The organism is Nonomuraea ferruginea (assembly GCF_039540635.1).
Taxonomy (GTDB): Bacteria; Actinomycetota; Actinomycetes; order Streptosporangiales; family Streptosporangiaceae; genus Nonomuraea; species Nonomuraea ferruginea.
Window position 1 is genome coordinate 154,258 of the sequence record NZ_BAABFD010000009.1, and the last position, 16,765, is coordinate 171,022.

The following is a 16,765-nucleotide window of genomic DNA, read 5'->3' on the forward strand; positions in this document are numbered from 1 at the left end:
GGGTCCCTAAGCGGGACCGGCCTTGTAGCCCACGCCGCGGACCGTCACCACGATCTCGGGGTGCTCGGGATCCTTCTCGATCTTGGCGCGGAGGCGCTGCACGTGCACGTTGACCAGGCGGGTGTCGGCCGCGTGGCGGTAGCCCCAGACCTGCTCCAGCAGGACCTCGCGGGTGAAGACCTGGCGCGGCTTGCGGGCCAGGGCGACGAGCAGGTCGAACTCGAGCGGGGTGAGGTTGATGGTCTCGTCGCCGCGCTTGACCGAGTGTCCGGCCACGTCGATGGTGATGTCGCCGATCTGCAGGATCTCGGGGGTCGGCTCGTCGGTGCGGCGCAGCCTGGCCCGCACCCGGGCCACCAGCTCCTTCGGCTTGAAGGGCTTGACGATGTAGTCGTCGGCGCCCGACTCCAGCCCCAGCACCACGTCGATGGTGTCGCTCTTGGCCGTGAGCATGACGATCGGCACGCCGGACTCCGCCCTGATCCGGCGGGCGACGTCGATGCCGTCGGCGCCGGGCAGCATCAGGTCGAGCAGGACGAGATCGGGGCGCGTGTCGCGGAACGCGTCCAGCGCCTTGTCGCCGTCACTGACAAAGGATGGTTCGAAGCCCTCTCCGCGCAACACGATGCCGAGCATCTCGGCGAGAGCGGCATCGTCATCGACGACCAGCACGCGACCTTTCATGGCCCCTCATTCGTTCTACGCATTCTGGGACATACCTGCACGGTCGGTGAAGGTTACCCCCGCTCGGCCCATGAGTGTGACATGAGTCCCGCGAAAGGTCTGTATCAGGCTCGCGCCGCGACCGCTTTCTTCAGTCTGCGGTAACGGAAGGTCTTTCGGCCACCCTGGACGAGATCCGCCGCGCCGAAACGCGTGGAATGCGAGCCAAGATGCGGTCTTCTCGACGGCGCGACGCCACCCAGCCGCCCAGCGTGCCAGGATTGGGATATGTCAGACGGTCACGGTTCCGCGTCAGAGAGGCCTTCGGGCTGGGCAGCGGAGCAGCCCCCGCCCTACGGCGCGCCTCCGGCGTCGCCGTGGACCGCCCCCGGCAGCGAGCAGCCGCCGCCTTCCGGTCCTCCTCCCTACGAAGCCGGCCCCCAGTCCGGCGGGCAGCAGTCTTACGGGCCGCCCCACGGCCCCTACCCGCAGGGCCAGCCCTACGGGTACGGTCCCCACCCGCCCGCGCTGCGGCCCGGCATCATCCCCCTGCGCCCGCTCGCTCTGGGCGACATCTACGACGGCACCATCAAGCTCATCCGCTCCAACCCGAAGGCCGTGCTCGGGCTGTCGGCGGTCGCGGCGCTGCTCGCCGCCATCCCGCTGGCCGTCGGCCAGGGCTTCGTGTTCGGCGCCGTCGCGCCGCTGATGAACGACCCCGCCGCCCTCCAGGCCGAGGACCCGGCCGGCACCTACGGCATGCTCGGGGCCCAGTACGTCAGCGCCTTCGTCTCGTACGCGATCAGCTTCGTCGCGGTGACGGTGCTGACCGGGGTGCTGACGCGCATCCTCGGCCGGGCCGTGTTCGGCGGCAAGATCACCACTCAGGAGGCGTGGCAGACGACCAGGAGGCGGCTGCCCGCCCTGTTCGGCGTCGTCGGGCTGCTGGCTCTCATCATGCTGGCCCCGGTGGCCGTCATGGCCGCGGTGCTCGTGGTCGCCTTCGGCACCGTCGCCGGGGGCTCGCCCGAGGCGGCCGGCGGGCTGCTCCTGCTGTTCCTGCTGATGATCGTGCTCTACATCGGGTACGTGTTCTTCTTCCGCACGCGCTTCGCCTTCGCGCCCGCGGCCGTGGTGCTGGAGGGCAGGGGGCCTGTCGACGCGATGCGCCGCTCGTGGAACCTGGTGACCGGCGACTTCTGGCGCGTCCTCGGCATCCTGTTCCTGACCACGCTGGTGGTCGGGCTGATCGCCAGCATCCTCCAGGTGCCGTTCATGATCGCCGGAATGGTGATCGGGCTGGTCGGCAGCGGGTCGGTGGCGACGATCGTGATCGGTTCCATCCTGGTCGCCGTCGGCGGCACGCTCGGCGCCATGATCACCTACCCGTTCGAGGCGGGCGTCGCCGGGCTCCTGTACGCGGACCGCCGCATGCGGGGCGAGGCCTTCGACCTCGTCCTGCAGACGGCGGCCATCGAGCAGCAACGGCAGGGCTGGGTGCATTCGACGGCCGACGAGCTGTGGCACCCGTCCAACTCCGCCAAGTCGTGAGCCCGATCGGCAGGGACGAGGCCGCCGGGCGTGCGGCGCGCGAGCTCCTCGACCCTCAGTACGCTCGGGAGCCGCTGTTCGACCGGCTGCAGCGCTGGTTCTTCCAGTTCGTCAACGACCTGCTCGACACGGTGGCCGGTGGCGGCACCGCGGGCGGCGTGCTGGCGGCGATCGTCATCCTGCTGCTGCTCGTGGGCGTCGCGGCGCTGGTCGTCTGGCAGGTCCGCCGCGCCGGCCGGCGCAGGGCCGCCGCTCCCGGCGAGCTGTTCGACACCCGGCGGCTGACGGCGGCCGAGCACCGTGAGGCCGCCGAGCGGCTCGCCGCCGAAGGCCGGTGGACGGAGGCGATCCAGGAGCGGCTGCGCGCCATCGCCCGCGACCTGGAGGAGCGCGCCCTGGTCGACGGCATGCCGGGCCGCACCGCCGCCGAGCTCGCCGCCGAGGCCGGCCGGGCGCTCCCGCCGTTCGCCGCCGACCTGGCGGCGGCGGCCCGCTCCTTCGACGACGTCACCTACGGCGACGTCCGCGGCACCCCCGCGGCCTACGAGTCCATGAGCACGCTGGACACCCGCCTCGCGACCGCCCGCCCGGCCGCCCTGGGAGCCACCCCATGACCCTTCCCCGCCCGTCGCCCCCGCACGACCGCCCCGTCCAGGCCACCCCAGCAGGACACCACCCCCTGGAAGGACGCCGGGCCGGGAGGCCGGGTGGGGTGCGGTTCGGAGGTTCTGATGGCCGGTGAAGGCGTGCGGGTGAGGCCGGAGGAGAGCGTTCCGGCGTCGGGCGGGCTGGCGCCGGCGGCCGGGGGCGGGTCGGTGCCGACGTCGCCGACCGTGCGGTCCGTGTGGCGGGGCGGCCGGCTGATCGCGCTGCTCGGCCTGATCGTCGTGGCGGTCGCCACGGCCGTGGTGCTGCTCGGCCCCGACCGGGGCGCCCAGCGCTTCCTCGATCCGGACGACACCTCGCTGCAGGGCTCCAAGGCGCTGGCCGAGCTGCTGCGGGCCAGAGGCGTCACGGTGGACCGGGTGGACTCGGCGGAAGCGGCCAGGGCCCTGGGCGGCGACAGACTGCTGTTCGCCGGCGACACGACGTACGTGGACACGTCCGCCCTGGCCTCGCTCCCCGGCGACCGGCTGATCGTGGGCTTCTACGACCTGCCGACGCTCGCCCCGAACGTCGACCCGGTGCCGGAGGCGGTGCGGGAGCGCTCGCGCGACCCCGAGTGCGCGCTGCCCGCCGCGACCGCCGCGGGGAGCGCCTACATCGGCGGGGTCGCGTTCGAGGTCCCCACCGGCGGCACGGGGTGCTATCCGTCGCATGAGGGCTCGACGCTCGTCAGCTTCCCGAACGGGTCCGGCACGACCACGGTCGTCGGCAGCGCCTCGTTCATGACGAACCTGCGCCTGGCCGAGGACGGCAACGCCGCGCTGGCGCTCAACCTGCTCGACACCGGCAAGCCCGTGACCTGGCTGGTGTCCCCCGACACCCCGCCCACCGGCGACCTGGCGGGCATCGAGGGCCGCTCCATGTACGACCTCATGCCCGCCGGCGTCGGCTGGTCGCTGGTGATGGCGTGCGTGGCGGTGGCGCTGGTGGCGTTCTGGCGGGGCAGGCGGCTCGGCCCCGTCGTGGTGGAGCGGCTGCCGGTGGTGGTGCGGGCCGCCGAGACGGTGGAGGGCCGCGGCAGGCTCTACCGCGCCAGGAAGGCCAGGGCCAGGGCCGCCGACGCGCTGCGGGCGGGCGCGATCGACCGGCTGACGCCCCGGCTCGGGCTGGGCCAGGGCGCGGACAGCCGGGAAGTGGTGGCGGCGATCGCCGTACGGACGGGTGAGGACGCGCAGCGGGTCGGCGCCGCGCTGTACGGGCCTTCGCCGGAGACGGACGACGAGCTGGTCGCCCTGGCCGGATACGTGGACCACATCGAAAGGAAGGTCAGTGAGCTCTGAGCATTTCGCCCGGACGGCGGCCCCCGCGGACGCGGCCAGGGAGGCGCTGAGCGCGCTCCGGGCCGAGGTGTCCAAGGCCGTCGTCGGGCAGGACGCGGTGGTGACCGGGCTGGTCATCGCCCTGCTGTGCCGGGGACACGTGCTGCTGGAGGGCGTGCCGGGCGTGGCCAAGACGCTGATGGTCCGCACCCTCGCCGCGGCGCTGTCGCTGGATTTCAAGCGGGTGCAGTTCACCCCCGACCTGATGCCGGGCGACGTGACCGGCTCGCTCATCTACGACGCGAAGACGGCGGAGTTCGAGTTCCGCGAGGGCCCGGTGTTCACGAACCTGCTGCTCGCCGACGAGATCAACCGCACCCCGCCGAAGACCCAGGCGGCGCTGCTGGAGGCGATGGAGGAGCGGCAGGTGAGCGTGGAGGGCGCGGCCCGCCCGCTGCCCGACCCGTTCGTGGTGTGCGCGACGCAGAACCCCGTCGAGTACGAGGGCACCTACCAGCTCCCCGAGGCCCAGCTGGACCGGTTCATGGTGAAGCTGACGGTGCCGCTGCCGCCGCGTGACCAGGAGATCGCGGTGCTGGAGCGGCACGCGCTCGGCTTCGACCCGCGCGACCTGTCGGAGATCAAGCCGGTGGCGACGGCCACCGACCTGGAGGCGGGCCGCCAGGCGGCGGCGCAGGTGCACGTCGCCCCCGAGGTGCTCGGCTACATCGTGGACGTCGCCCGCGCCACCAGGAACTCGCCGTCGCTCCAGCTCGGCGTCTCGCCGCGCGGGGCGACCGCGCTGCTGGCTGCCTCACGGGCGTGGGCGTGGCTGTCGGGCCGCGCGTACGTGACTCCGGATGACGTCAAGGCGCTGGCCAGGCCCGCGCTCCGGCACCGGGTGCAGCTGCGGCCGGAGGCGGAGCTGGAGGGCGCGACCGCCGACGGCCTGCTCGACGGCATCCTCGCCTCGGTCCCGGTCCCGCGCTGATGGCGCTGACGGGACGCGCCGGGCTGGTCGCGGCGCTCGGGATCGTGGTGGTGCTGTTCGCCCCGCAGCCCGGCCCCGCGCTGGCCGGGGTGTGCCTGCTGCTGGCCGCCGGGATCCTCGTGGACCTGGTGTTCGCGGGCGCGGTGCGGCCGCTGCGCTTCCACCGGTCGGGCGAGCGGCTGGTGCGGCTCGGGCAGCGGGCGACGGTGGAGCTGACGGTCGAGAACCCGGGGAGCAGGCGGGTGCGCGGGGTGCTGCGCGACGCGTGGCCGCCGTCCGCCGGGGCGGCGCCGCGCGAGCTGGCGCTGGACGTGCCGGCCGGCGAGCGCCGCAAGCTGGTCGTGACGCTCACCCCGACCAGGCGCGGCGACCGCGAGTCCGTGGCGGTGACCGTGCGCTCGCGCGGGCCGCTGGGGCTGGCCGCCCGCCAGGGCAACCACTACTCCCCCTGGTCGGTGCGGGTGCTGCCGCCGTTCCTGTCGCGCAAGCACCTGCCGTCCCGGCTGGCCAGGCTGCGCGAGCTGGAAGGTCAGCATCCGGCGCTGGTGCGCGGTCAGGGCACCGAGTTCGACTCACTGCGCGAGTACGTGATCGGCGACGACGTGCGCTCGATCGACTGGCGGGCCACCGCGCGGCGGCACGACGTGGTCGTGCGCACCTGGCGGCCGGAGCGCGACCGGCGGGTGCTGATCGTGCTCGACACCGGCCGCACCTCGGCGGGCCGGGTGGGCGCGGCGCCGATCCCACTGGCCGGGGCGGTCGCGGACGGCCAGGGCGGGCTGCTGGTGCGTCCCGCGCCGCGTCCCGAGCCCGGGTGGCCGCGGCTGGACTGGTCGATGGACGCGGCCCTGCTGCTGGCCGCGCTCGCCGCCAGGGCCGGCGACCGGGTGGACTTCCTGGCCTACGACCGGTCGGTGCGCGCCTGGCTGAGCGGCGCCTCCCGCACCGAGCTGCTGTCGTCGCTGGTCAACGTGATGGCGCCGATCGAGGCCGAGCTGGTCGAGGCCGACGCGCAGGGCATGGTGGCCGCGATCCTGTCCCGGGCCAAGCGCCGCTGCCTGGTGGTGCTTCTCACCGACCTGAACGGGGCCGCGATGGACGAGGGTCTGATGCCCGTGCTGCCCCAGCTCTCCTCGCGCCACCTGGTGCTGGTGGCGGGCGTGTCGGATCCGCGGGTGGCGGCGATGGCCGCCGGACGGAGCACGGCCGAGGAGGTGTACGACGCGGCGGCGGCCGAGCACGCCCGGCTGGAACGCCGGCGGATCACGGCCAGGCTGCGCCGCCACGGCGTCGAGGTGGTCGACGCGCCGCCCGACGACATCGCGCCCGCGCTGGCCGACCACTACCTGGCGCTGAAGGCCGCAGGCCGGCTCTAGCCGCTCGGGGCCACGTCGGGGGCGTCCTCCAGGTCACCGGTCTGGTCGTCGCGGGCCGCGCGGCGTCCGAACGCGATCACGTACCCGAGGAAGACCACCTCGGCGAACACCCCGATGCCGACGCGGGCGGCGGTGGGGAGCCCGGACGGCGTCACGAACGCCTCGATCAGGCCCGACACGAACAGCACCACGACCAGCCCGAGCGCGACCGCCATCACCGCTCTGCCGTGCTCGGCCAGCACCTCGACGCGTCTGCGGGGGCCTGGCGCGATGACGGTCCAGCCGAGCCGCATGCCGACGGCGGCGGCGAGGAACACGGCCGTGAGCTCCAGCAGGCCGTGCGGGGTGATGAGGCCGAAGAAGATGTCGAGCTTGTCCCTGGAGGCCATGAGTCCGCCAGAGATGCCGACGTTGGCGGCGTTCTGCCAGAGCACGTAGGGAATCGGCAGGCCCAGGAGGACGGCGTAGGCGATGACCTGGAGCGACACCAGCGCGTTGTTGATCCACACGCGGTTGGCGAAGGACGCCGCGGGGTTCTCCGAGTAGTAGTCTGCGAAGTCGTGCTCGACCAGCTGGGTGATCGCCTCCTCGGTGGCGATCGAGGCCTGCACCCTCGGGTCGCCGGCCACCCACGCGCCGAGCGCCCAGGCCACCGCCACGAACGCCAGCGACGTGGCGAGCCACCACCAGCGCGTCCGGTAGGCCACCACCGGGAAAGAGACCGTGAAGAAGCGGACGACCTCCCGCCAGGCCGGGTTGCGGGAGCCGGTGACGGCCGAGCGGGCGCGGGCGACCAGCGCCGACAGCCGGCCGGCCAGCATCGCGTCCGACGAGGAGGAGCGGACGATCGACAGGTGGGTCGACACCCGCTGGTAGAGGTCGACGAGCTCGTCCACCTCGGCCCCCGTCAGGGAGGAGCGGTGCTTGACCAGGTGCTCCAGCCGATCCCATGTCGGGCGGTGGGCCGAGACGAACGCGTCGATGTCCACGTGACCATTCTGGCCGCTCACGCGGGCGGTCATTGCCGTTAGGCTCCACATATGTCAGAGGTTGTGACCGGTGACGCCGTCGTCCTGGAGGTACGGGTAGCGCAGTTCCCCTCGCGCGCCCTGGCCTTCTTCATCGACTACGCCATCCAGATCCTGCTCCTGATCGGAGGGCTGAGCACGCTGCCGTACCTCGCGGCGTTCACCGATCCGGCGATGTTCGCGGCCGTGGTGACCCTGTTCCTGTTCCTGGTCATGGTCGGCTATCCGGTGATCTTCGAGACGGCCACGCGCGGGCGCAGCCTCGGCAAGCTGGCGCTCGGGCTGCGGGTGGTGAGCGACGACGGCAGCCCCGAGCGGTTCCGGCAGGCGCTGTTCCGCGGGCTCGCCGGGCTCGTGGAGTTCTGGGCCTTCTTCGGGGCGCCGGCGCTGATCTCCTCGCTCGTCTCGCAGAAGGGCAAGCGGCTGGGCGACCTGTTCGCCGGGACGATGGTGATCTCGGAGCGGGGGCCGCGCGACAACTCCGACGCCATCGTGATGCCGCCGCAGCTGGCGTCCTGGGCGGCGTCCCTGGAGCTGTCACAGGTGCCGGACGAGGTGGCGACGGCCGCCCGTCACTACATCCTCCGCTGGCATGACCTGTCGCCGCGGATCCAGTACGAGATGGGGGTGCGGATCGCCACGCAGATGGCGTCGTTCGTGTCCCCGGCCGCGCCGCCGGGGGTGCCGCCGCACGCCTACCTCAGCGCCGTGCTCGCCGAGCGCCGCCGCCGCGAGCAGGCCCGCCTGATGCGCCAGGCCGCGCCTTCCCCGTACGCGCCGCAGACCGGCCCGTACGGCCCCCCTCCCGTCCAGCCGGCCCCGTACGGGCCCGCTGCCGGTCCTCAAGGCGGGCCGAATCCGTACGGACCACCGCCGCCCGCTTCGGAGGGGACCGGCGGGTTCGCGCCGCCGCAGTGAGGGGCGCCGGCCCCGGTGAGCCGGGACCGGCGCTGATGGTCGGGTCGTGGCCTAGTGGCGGCCCGAGCCTCCACCGGGGTAGGACTCCTGGGTCTGGACGTTGAGGATGTCGCTGCGGACGTGCGACGCCCCCTTGACCAGCGGGTCGTCGATCTTCAGCACGTCGAGGCCGTTGTCGAAGTCGGCCGCGTACACGTACCCGTTGTAGTAGTACGCCGACCAGACACCGCCGCCGCTGCCGTCGGCCTTCGGCCCGCGCTCGAAGTAGCCGAACTCGCGCGGGTTGGCCGGGTCGGTGAAGTCGATGAACGAGACTCCGCCCATGTACCAGGCCTGGACCATGATGTTCTTGCCCTTGACCGGGATCAGCGAGCCGTTGTGCGCCACGCAGTTCTCGGTGTCGGCCTGGTGCCGCGGGATCTTGAAGTAGCCCTGGAAGACCAGCTCGCCGCGGTGGATGCGGTAGATGGCGTCCGCGCCGCGGTTCGGCCCGACGGTCTCGTTGCAGGTGGCCGCGCCGCCGCCGCCGAGCTCGTCGGTGAACAGCACCGTCCTGGCGTCGTTGGTGAAGGTCGCCGAGTGCCAGAACGCGAAGTTCTCGTCCGTGGTCCTGGCGGTCACCTGCGGGTTGAGCCGGTCGCGGATGTCGAACAGCACGCCGTCACCCATGCAGGCGCCGGCCGCGATGTCCTTCTCCGCGTAGACGGTGATGTCGTGGCAGCCGGTGGTGGGCACGAGCAGCCCCGGCTGGGTCTCGTTGCCGCCGTCGGGGAAGACGACCGGCGTGGCGGCCACGTGCGCCTGCGTCGGGTTGCGCAGCGGCACCTTGATGATGGAGATCTTGTCGTGCGGAGGCTGGCAGTCGGGCAGGTTGGCCGCCGGCAGGTACGACGAGACGTAGACGTAGACGTTCTTGTTCCGGTCCCGGCCCTTGCCGGGCACCAGGGTCAGGGTGTGGGAGCCGCAGTCGGTCTCGACCGACTTGATGTAGCGGGGGTTGCGCTTGTCGCGGATGTCGAAGATCCGGACGCCCTCCCACGACTCCTTGATCGCGGCGCTCTGCCCGGTGCTGTTGCACGAGTCGTCGCTGCGGGAGCTGTCGACGGCGGCGAACAGCAGGTCGCCGTAGACGCTGAGGTCCATCTGGGCGCCGGGGCAGACGACCGAGCTGACGACCTTGGCCCGCTTCGGGTTCTTGATGTCGTAGATCGAGAATCCGCCGTAGTTGCCGACGTAGGCGTAGTCGCCCTGGAAGGCGATGTCGGTGTTGATGGTGCCGGCGAGCGGCGCCGGCTTGGGGATGTTGAGCACGTGGCTCACGTTCGGGCTGTGGACGATCGTGTCCGCGGGCGGGATGTCACCCGCGGTGGCGGGTAACGCCGTAAGGCTCAGGGCGACGGCTGCGCCTGCCGCGAGCAGCGTTCGGAACATACGGGACATGCAGAGAGCCTCCTTGGTCTCGTGTTTCCTCATGCCGAAGGCGGCGGGGCCCCGGTGAGGTCCCGCCGCCGACGGACGATCAATGGTGCCCGTGGTCCTTGTAGGACTGCTGGGTCTGGGCGTTGAGGATGTCGAACTTCACGCCGTTGGCCTTGTTGGTCCGCGGGTCGTTGATCTTGAGGACGTCGAGTCCCAGGTTGAAGTCCGAGCCGTAGATGTAGCCGTTGTAGTAGTAGGCCGACCAGTGGCCGCCGCTGAGCGGGTTGGGCGCGTCGGGCCCGCGCTCGAAGAAGGCGATCTCCTGGGCGTTGGCCGGGTCGGTGAAGTCGACGACCGAGATGCCGCCCTGGTACCAGGCCTGGACCATGATGTCCTTGCCCTTGACCGGGATCAGCGAGCCGTTGTGCGCCACGCAGTTCTCGGTGTCGTCCTGGTGCCGCGGGATCTTGAAGTAGCCGCGGAAGGTCATCTGGCCGTCGGCGCCGATGTCGTAGTACGCGTTGGCGCCGCGGTCCGGCCCGATGGCCGCGTTGCAGGTCGCCCTGGTGCCGCCGCCGAGTTCGTCGGTGAAGATCACCCGCGAGCCGCTGTTGTTGAAGGTGGCGGAGTGCCAGAAGGCGAAGTTGGTCTCGTCGCGGACGGTCGCGGTCACCCTCGGGTTCTCCGGGTCACGGATGTCCATGAGGATGCCCTCGCCCATGCAGGCGCCGGCGGCGATGCCCTTCTCCGGGTAGGCGGTGATGTCGTGGCAGCCGGTGGTGGCCGACTTGCCGTTGGGGTACGAGCCGGGCACGCCGGGGAAGCCGCCGTCGGGGAACAGGTTCGGCGTGGCGATGACCGACGCCGAGCCCGGGTCCCGCAGCGGGACCTTGACGATGGAGATCAGGTCGTGCGGCGGCTGGCAGTCGGGGAAGGCCGCGTTCGGGCTGTACGAGGAGATGTAGAGGTAGACGTTCTTGCCGCGGCGGTCGGGGACGAGCGTGTGCGTGTGGGAGCCGCAGTTGGTCTCGACGGACTTGATGTACCGCGGGTTCTTCTTGTCGCGGACGTCGAAGATCCGGATGCCCTCCCACGACTCCTTCACGGCCGCGCTCTGGCCGGTGCTGTTGCAGGAGTCGTCGTTGCGGGAGGAGTCGACGGACCCGAACACCAGGTCACCGTAGACGCTGATGTCCATCTGGCCGCCGGGGCAGACCACGGAGCTGACTACCTTGGTCTTCTTGGGGTTCTTGATGTCGTAGATCGAGAAGCCGTAGTAGTTGCCGACGTAGGCGTAGTCACCCTGGAAGGCCATGTCCGTGTTGATGTCGGCCAGGGCCTCGGGCTTGGGCACGTTGGTGACGTGCGTGATGTTCTGGCTCTTGACGATCTCGCCGGGAGCCGGGATGTCCGCAGCCTGCGCGGGGAGGCCGGCCATCACCAAGGTGAGGGCGGCTCCAGCGAGGACGAGGAACCTGCGGGTGGACGGCACGGGAGGTGTCCTCCTATAAAGGGGGCATAAATGGTGAAATTTTCACCCTTCAACTCCGCTCACGACCAGCACGCAATATGTCAAACATTAGAGCAGGTTGCCCTCTATTAATGATCACCATTCCCTCTTAGAATGCGACGTTCCGACCGAAACCGTCAGGAGGCTGAGTGCGCGCTGCGCTCGTCGTCGTCACCGGTGCCCTCACGATATTCGCCGTTTCAGGCTGCACCTCAGAGACTCAGGCCCCGCGCGCCGACTCGACGGCGCCGGTCATCGCCCCCGGCAAGCCCGGCGAGGAGGCCAGGACGCTCGCTCCGGGTGAGGCGGTCACCGCCGTGCCCCAGGCGAGCGCGAACGCGGCCGACGTCGCGTACGTCCAGGACATGATCGTCCATCACCAGCAGGCGCTCGACATGGCCATCCTGGCGCCGAACAGGGCGGAGTCGGCCAAGCTCAAGAGCCTCGCCTCGCGGATCAAGGACTCCCAGGGCCCGGAGATCCAGTGGATGCGCACCTGGCTGCAGCAGCAGGGCCAGCGGGTGCCCGACCACCACGCCGCGCACGACGGCATGGCCGGCATGGCCACGCCCGAGCAGATGGAGCAGCTGAAAGCGGCGTCGGGCCAGGCGTTCGACCGGCTGTTCCTGGAGCTGATGATCAAGCACCACGAGGGCGCGATCGAGATGTCGACCGAGGTGCTCAAGGGCGGCTCGCACCTGCGGATCGAGGAGCTGGCCAACGACGTGGGCGTCACCCAGCTCTCGGAGATCCGGCGGATGCGCGAGATGCAGGCGGCCGGTTAGCGCTAGGAGCCGCTGCGCCAGGAGTGGAGGTAGGACTCCTGGTCGCCGGTGAGCACGTCGATGCCGATGCCGGCGGCCACCAGCTTGAGCCTGGCCACCTCCTGGTCGATCTCCTGGGGCACGTCGTACACGCCGGGCGCCATCCCCGCCCGCTCGCGGGCGAGCCAGGCGACGGCGAGCGCCTGCGCGGAGAACGACATGTCCATCACCGCGGCCGGATGGCCCTCGGCGGCGGTGAGGTTGACCACCCGGCCCTCGGCGAGCAGCAGCAGGCGGCGGCCGTCGGGCAGGACGTACTCGTCGGTGTTGGGCCGGATCCCGCGGTGCACCTCGCTCGCCAGCTCGTCCAGCGCCCGCACGTCGATCTCCACGTCGAAGTGGCCGGCGTTGGCCAGGATCGCCCCGTCCTTCATGGCCGCCACGTGCGCGGCCGTGATCACGTCGCGGTTGCCGGTGACGGTGATGAACACGTCGCCCGCCGGGGCCGCCTGCTCCATCGGGCGCACCTCGTATCCCTGGAGGGTGGCGTCGAGTGCCTTGACCGCGTCGATCTCCGTCACGATCACCCGCGCGCCCAGCCCTTTGGCCCGCTCGGCCACGCCGCGCCCGCAGTAGCCGAACCCGGCGACCACGACCGTGCTCCCGGCCAGCATGGTGTTGGTGGCCCGCATGATGCCGTCGAGCGTCGACTGGCCGGTGCCGTAGCGGTTGTCGAACATCCGCTTGGTCCGGGTGTCGTTGACCGCCACCATCGGGAAGCGCAGCGCCCCCTCGGCGGCCATCTGCCGGAGCCTGATGACGCCGGTGGTGGTCTCCTCGCACCCGCCCGAAACCCCGTCGAGCAGGTCGGTGCGCTCGGTGTGGAGGATGTTGACCAGGTCGCAGCCGTCGTCGAGCACCAGGTCGGGCCGCACGTCGAGGGCCTGGTGGATGTGACGGTAGTAGGTGGCCCGGTCGACGCCCGCCCTGGCGTGCACGGCCACGCCGTAGCCGCGCAGCGCCTCCGCCACGTCGTCCTGCGTCGACAGCGGGTTGGAGGCGGCCAGCGCGATCTCCGCGCCGCCCGCCTTGAGCGTGCCCATCAGCACCGCGGTCTCGGCCGTGACGTGCAGGCACGCGGCCACCCGCAGCCCGTCGAGCGGCCGCTCGGCGGCGAACCGCTCCCCGAGCGCGGTCAGCACCGGCATCGAACGGGCGGCCCACGAGATGTGCCGCTCCCCGCTCTCCCACAGATCCATGCAAGCCTTCAGACACCAAGGCTCCGGAGGGGCGCCCGCCCCTCCGGAGCATCGAACACGCCGGAGATCAGTAGCGGTAGTGGTCGGGCTTGTACGGGCCCTCGACGTGGACGCCGATGTAGGCCGCCTGCTCCTTGGTCAGCTGGGTGAGCTTGACGCCGAGGGCGTCGAGGTGCAGCCTGGCGACCTTCTCGTCGAGGTGCTTGGGCAGCACGTAGACGTCGATCGGGTAGTCCTCCGTCTTGGTGAACAGCTCGATCTGCGCGATCACCTGGTTGGTGAACGAGTTGGACATGACGAACGACGGGTGGCCGGTGGCGCAGCCGAGGTTCATCAGCCGGCCCTCGGCGAGCACGAGGATGGAGTGACCGTCGGCGAACACCCACTCGTCGACCTGCGGCTTGATGTTGCGCCGCTCGATGCCGGGGGTCTTGGCCAGGCCGGCCATGTCGATCTCGTTGTCGAAGTGGCCGATGTTGGACACGATCGCCTGGTGCTTCATCCGCGCCATGTGGTCGGCGGTGATGATGTTGAAGTTGCCGGTGGTGGTGACGAAGATGTCGGCGATGCCGACGACGTCCTCCAGCGTGGTCACCTGGAAGCCGTCCATGGCCGCCTGGAGCGCGCAGATCGGGTCGATCTCGGTGACGATGACCCGGGCGCCCTGGCCGCGCAGCGCGTCGGCGCAGCCCTTGCCGACGTCGCCGTAGCCGCACACCACGGCCACCTTGCCGCCGATGAGCACGTCGGTGGCGCGGTTGAGGCCGTCGATGACGGAGTGGCGGCAGCCGTACTTGTTGTCGAACTTGGACTTGGTGACCGAGTCGTTGACGTTGATCGCCGGGAACAGCAGCTGGCCGTTCTTGTGCATCTCGTAGAGACGGTGCACGCCGGTGGTGGTCTCCTCGGTGACGCCCTTGATGCCCTCGGCGATCCGGGTCCAGCGCTTCTCGTCGGTGACGGTGCGCTTGAGGAGGCCGATGATGACGTGCCACTCCTCGGGGTCCGCGTCGGTGGCGTCCGGCACGAAACCGGCCTTCTCGTACTCGGCGCCCTTGTGGACCAGGAGCGTGGCGTCGCCGCCGTCGTCGAGGATCATGTTGGGGCCGTCGGCGCCGGGCCAGGTGAGCGCCTGCTCGGTGCACCACCAGTATTCCTCGAGCGTCTCGCCCTTCCAGGCGAACACGGGCACGCCCTTGGGGTCGTCGGCGGTGCCGTCGGGGCCGACGACGACCGCGGCGGCGGCGTGGTCCTGGGTGGAGAAGATGTTGCAGCTCACCCAGCGCACCTCGGCGCCGAGCGCGACCAGCGTCTCGATGAGGACGGCGGTCTGGATGGTCATGTGCAGGGAGCCCATGATCTTCGCGCCGCGGAGGGGCTGGGAGGCCGCGTATTCACGGCGGATCGCCATGAGGCCGGGCATCTCGTGCTCGGCGAGCCGGATCTCCTTGCGGCCGAACTCGGCCAGTGAAAGGTCGGCGACCTTGAAGTCCATCTGCGTTACCCCTCGCGTCATCGTGTGGTCGCGGACGAGTCTAGGCGGCAGTCCGGCAAGGTCGCACCCCGAGACCCCGGAAGTTGACGTAAGAATGTAAGAATGCGAATCACGGAAGCGGCCAAGCGGCTCGGCATGTCTCCCAGGATGCTCCGCTACCGGGAAGCTCTCGGGCTGCTGCCACCGGTGCGGGGTCGCGGCGCGCACCGGCGTTTCGGCCCTGAGGAGCTCGCCGCCGTCGCCCACGCGGTGGAGCTGGAGAAGCGGTTCGACGTCTCACCGGCCGAGCTGGCGTTCGCGCTGCGCGCGCTCAGCGAGCCGGCCGTCGCCGCGAGCGTGCGCGAGCTGGGCGTGCGCATCGGCCGCATCCAGGTGCCGCGCAGGGCGCTGGACTTCGAGAAGGAGAAGGCGCTGCGCCTGCTGCGAACCCCGGGTGCCGGCGATACGTCGAACAGGGCATGAAAGAGCTGCTGCTGGCCACCGTGCTGGCCCTCACCCCCGCGCAGACCGCCGCCGACGTCCAGGTCTACTTCTCCAAGGGGCACGGGGTGCCCGGCAAGGTCGTGCCGGTCACCAGGACCTCCCCGCACGCCGGCGTCGCCAGGTTCGCCGTCGAACAGCTCCTCAAGGGCCCCACCGCCGCCGAGCGGCGCCGCGGCCTGCACTCCGAGCTGACCGGCAAGCTCCGCGGCCGCTCCGACTGCGGCGCCGACTTCACGCTGAAGATCCGCAAGGGCACCGCCACGCTCCGCTTCTGCCGCACGGTCTGGGGCTCGGGAGTCGGCTCCGACGCCCGGGCGCTGCGTACGATCGAGGCGACGCTCAAGCAGTTCGCCACCGTCAAGAAGGTCGTGACGCTGGCCAGAGACGGCCGGTGCCTGTTCGACCAGACCGACTCGGGCAGGTCGTGCGTCACCGGCCACGAGTGACCGGTCAGACCGTGGGCGACACCTCACGGTCGAGGTCGGGCTCCAGGTAGATGACGCGGGCGATCGGCACCGCCTCGCGGATGCGCCGCTCGGCCTCGTCGATGCCCTGGGCGATCTCCGGCGCGGTGTCGGACCGCGTCACCGCGATCTTGGCGGCCACCAGCAGCTCCTCCGGGCCGATGTGCAGCGTCTTCATGTGGATGACGCGGTCGACCTGCGAGGAGGCTTCGAGCGCGGCGCGGATGCGGCCCTCCATCTCGGGGGCGGCGCTCTCGCCGAGCAGCAGCGACTTGGTCTCCACGGCCAGGATCACCGAGATGACGGCGAGCAGGGCGCCGATCATGAGGGTGCCGACGGCGTCCCAGACCGGGTTGCCCGTCACCACGGCCATCGTCACGCCGAACAGCGCGAAGATCAGGCCGAGCAGCGCGCCGAGGTCCTCCAGCAGGATGACGGGCAGCTCGGGCGCCTTGGACCGGCGGATGAACGCCATCCACCCCTGGTCGCCGCGGACCGCGTTGGCCTCGATGATGGCCGTGCGGAATGAGAAGATCTCGGCGATGATCGCGAAGATCAGCACGCCGAACGCCCAGCCGGGCGAGGTGAGCGGCTCGGCGTGGGTCAGCTTGTGATAGCCCTCGTACAGCGAGAACAGCGCGCCGATCGCGAACAGCACCACGGCCACCACGAACGCGTAGAAGTAGCGCTCGCGCCCGTAGCCGAACGGGTGCTCGCGGGTGCTGGCCCGCTTGGCCCGCTTGCCGCCCAGCAGCAGCAACGCCTGGTTGCCCGAGTCGGCGACGGAGTGGATGCCCTCGGCCAGCATCGACGACGACCCGGTGAAGGCCGCCGCCACGAACTTCGCGACCGCGATGGACATGTTCGCGGCCAGAGCCGCGATGATTGCTTTGGTTCCGCCACTCGCACTCACCGGTCG

At 71.1% G+C, this 16,765-nt stretch carries 16 protein-coding genes; 9 read left to right on the forward strand and 7 right to left on the reverse strand.

Annotated elements, in window-relative coordinates:
- Positions 1–6: 6 nt before the first annotated feature.
- Positions 7–684 (reverse strand): MtrAB system response regulator MtrA, encoded by a 678-nt coding sequence (gene mtrA, locus ABD999_RS18745; RefSeq protein ID WP_090763607.1) that lies wholly within the window; start codon positions 682–684, stop codon positions 7–9.
- Positions 685–951: 267 nt separating this feature from the next.
- On the opposite strand from mtrA, the gene ABD999_RS18750 reads away from it, so the two are divergent.
- The 5 genes from ABD999_RS18750 (at position 952) to ABD999_RS18770 (ending at position 6,506) form a co-directional block, all read left to right on the forward strand.
- The gene (locus ABD999_RS18750) at positions 952–2,214 is read left to right on the forward strand and encodes a DUF3824 domain-containing protein (RefSeq protein WP_271276695.1); all 1,263 of its coding nucleotides are present in this window, start codon (positions 952–954) and stop codon (positions 2,212–2,214) included.
- Positions 2,211–2,828 (forward strand): DUF4129 domain-containing protein, encoded by a 618-nt coding sequence (locus ABD999_RS18755; RefSeq protein ID WP_148034223.1) that lies wholly within the window; start codon positions 2,211–2,213, stop codon positions 2,826–2,828. The genes ABD999_RS18750 and ABD999_RS18755 overlap by 4 nt, the downstream gene beginning before the upstream one ends.
- A 117-nt stretch (positions 2,829–2,945) precedes the next feature.
- Positions 2,946–4,160: a DUF4350 domain-containing protein gene (locus ABD999_RS18760; protein WP_271276694.1), complete on the forward strand. Its 1,215-nt coding sequence runs from the start codon at positions 2,946–2,948 to the stop codon at positions 4,158–4,160.
- Positions 4,150–5,130: an AAA family ATPase gene (locus tag ABD999_RS18765; RefSeq protein ID WP_271276693.1), complete on the forward strand. Its 981-nt coding sequence runs from the start codon at positions 4,150–4,152 to the stop codon at positions 5,128–5,130. The genes ABD999_RS18760 and ABD999_RS18765 overlap by 11 nt, the downstream gene beginning before the upstream one ends.
- Positions 5,130–6,506 carry a DUF58 domain-containing protein gene (locus tag ABD999_RS18770; RefSeq protein ID WP_271276692.1) on the forward strand — a complete coding sequence of 459 codons (1,377 nt, stop codon included), beginning with the start codon at positions 5,130–5,132 and terminating at the stop codon, positions 6,504–6,506. The genes ABD999_RS18765 and ABD999_RS18770 overlap by 1 nt, the downstream gene beginning before the upstream one ends.
- Here the strand turns inward: ABD999_RS18770 and ABD999_RS18775 are convergent.
- Positions 6,503–7,495: a stage II sporulation protein M gene (locus ABD999_RS18775; protein ID WP_271276713.1), complete on the reverse strand. Its 993-nt coding sequence runs from the start codon at positions 7,493–7,495 to the stop codon at positions 6,503–6,505. The two genes, ABD999_RS18770 and ABD999_RS18775, sit on opposite strands and share 4 nt — an antisense overlap.
- 51 nt (positions 7,496–7,546) lie before the next feature.
- Here ABD999_RS18775 and ABD999_RS18780 point away from each other — a divergent pair, with 51 nt between their 5' ends.
- Entirely contained in the window at positions 7,547–8,452 is a 906-nt protein-coding gene (locus ABD999_RS18780; RefSeq protein WP_271276691.1) for an RDD family protein, read from the forward strand.
- Between the two features lie 51 nt (positions 8,453–8,503).
- Here ABD999_RS18780 and ABD999_RS18785 read toward each other — a convergent pair whose 3' ends face one another.
- Positions 8,504–9,892: an LVIVD repeat-containing protein gene (locus ABD999_RS18785; RefSeq protein WP_148034228.1), complete on the reverse strand. Its 1,389-nt coding sequence runs from the start codon at positions 9,890–9,892 to the stop codon at positions 8,504–8,506.
- Between the two features lie 79 nt (positions 9,893–9,971).
- Complete coding sequence (locus ABD999_RS18790; protein WP_271276712.1) at positions 9,972–11,309, reverse strand: LVIVD repeat-containing protein; 1,338 nt, start codon at positions 11,307–11,309, stop codon at positions 9,972–9,974.
- 221 nt (positions 11,310–11,530) lie between these two features.
- Here ABD999_RS18790 and ABD999_RS18795 point away from each other — a divergent pair, with 221 nt between their 5' ends.
- Entirely contained in the window at positions 11,531–12,166 is a 636-nt protein-coding gene (locus ABD999_RS18795) for a DUF305 domain-containing protein (RefSeq protein ID WP_148034230.1), read from the forward strand.
- A gap of 2 nt (positions 12,167–12,168) precedes the next feature.
- Here the strand turns inward: ABD999_RS18795 and ABD999_RS18800 are convergent, their stop codons facing one another.
- Positions 12,169–13,404, reverse strand: coding sequence for an adenosylhomocysteinase (locus ABD999_RS18800; RefSeq protein ID WP_148034231.1), 1,236 nt, complete (start codon positions 13,402–13,404; stop codon positions 12,169–12,171).
- A gap of 67 nt (positions 13,405–13,471) precedes the next feature.
- Positions 13,472–14,899: an adenosylhomocysteinase gene (ahcY, locus tag ABD999_RS18805; RefSeq protein WP_222709088.1), complete on the reverse strand. Its 1,428-nt coding sequence runs from the start codon at positions 14,897–14,899 to the stop codon at positions 13,472–13,474.
- A 102-nt stretch (positions 14,900–15,001) separates the two neighbouring features.
- Here ahcY and ABD999_RS18810 point away from each other — a divergent pair, with 102 nt between their 5' ends.
- Complete coding sequence (locus tag ABD999_RS18810) at positions 15,002–15,361, forward strand: MerR family transcriptional regulator (protein WP_271276690.1); 360 nt, start codon at positions 15,002–15,004, stop codon at positions 15,359–15,361.
- Entirely contained in the window at positions 15,358–15,828 is a 471-nt protein-coding gene (locus ABD999_RS18815; RefSeq protein WP_271276689.1) for a GerMN domain-containing protein, read from the forward strand. The genes ABD999_RS18810 and ABD999_RS18815 overlap by 4 nt, the downstream gene beginning before the upstream one ends.
- 4 nt (positions 15,829–15,832) lie before the next feature.
- Here the strand turns inward: ABD999_RS18815 and ABD999_RS18820 are convergent, their stop codons facing one another.
- Positions 15,833–16,759, reverse strand: coding sequence for a cation diffusion facilitator family transporter (locus ABD999_RS18820; RefSeq protein ID WP_271276688.1), 927 nt, complete (start codon positions 16,757–16,759; stop codon positions 15,833–15,835).
- Positions 16,760–16,765 lie beyond the last annotated feature (6 nt).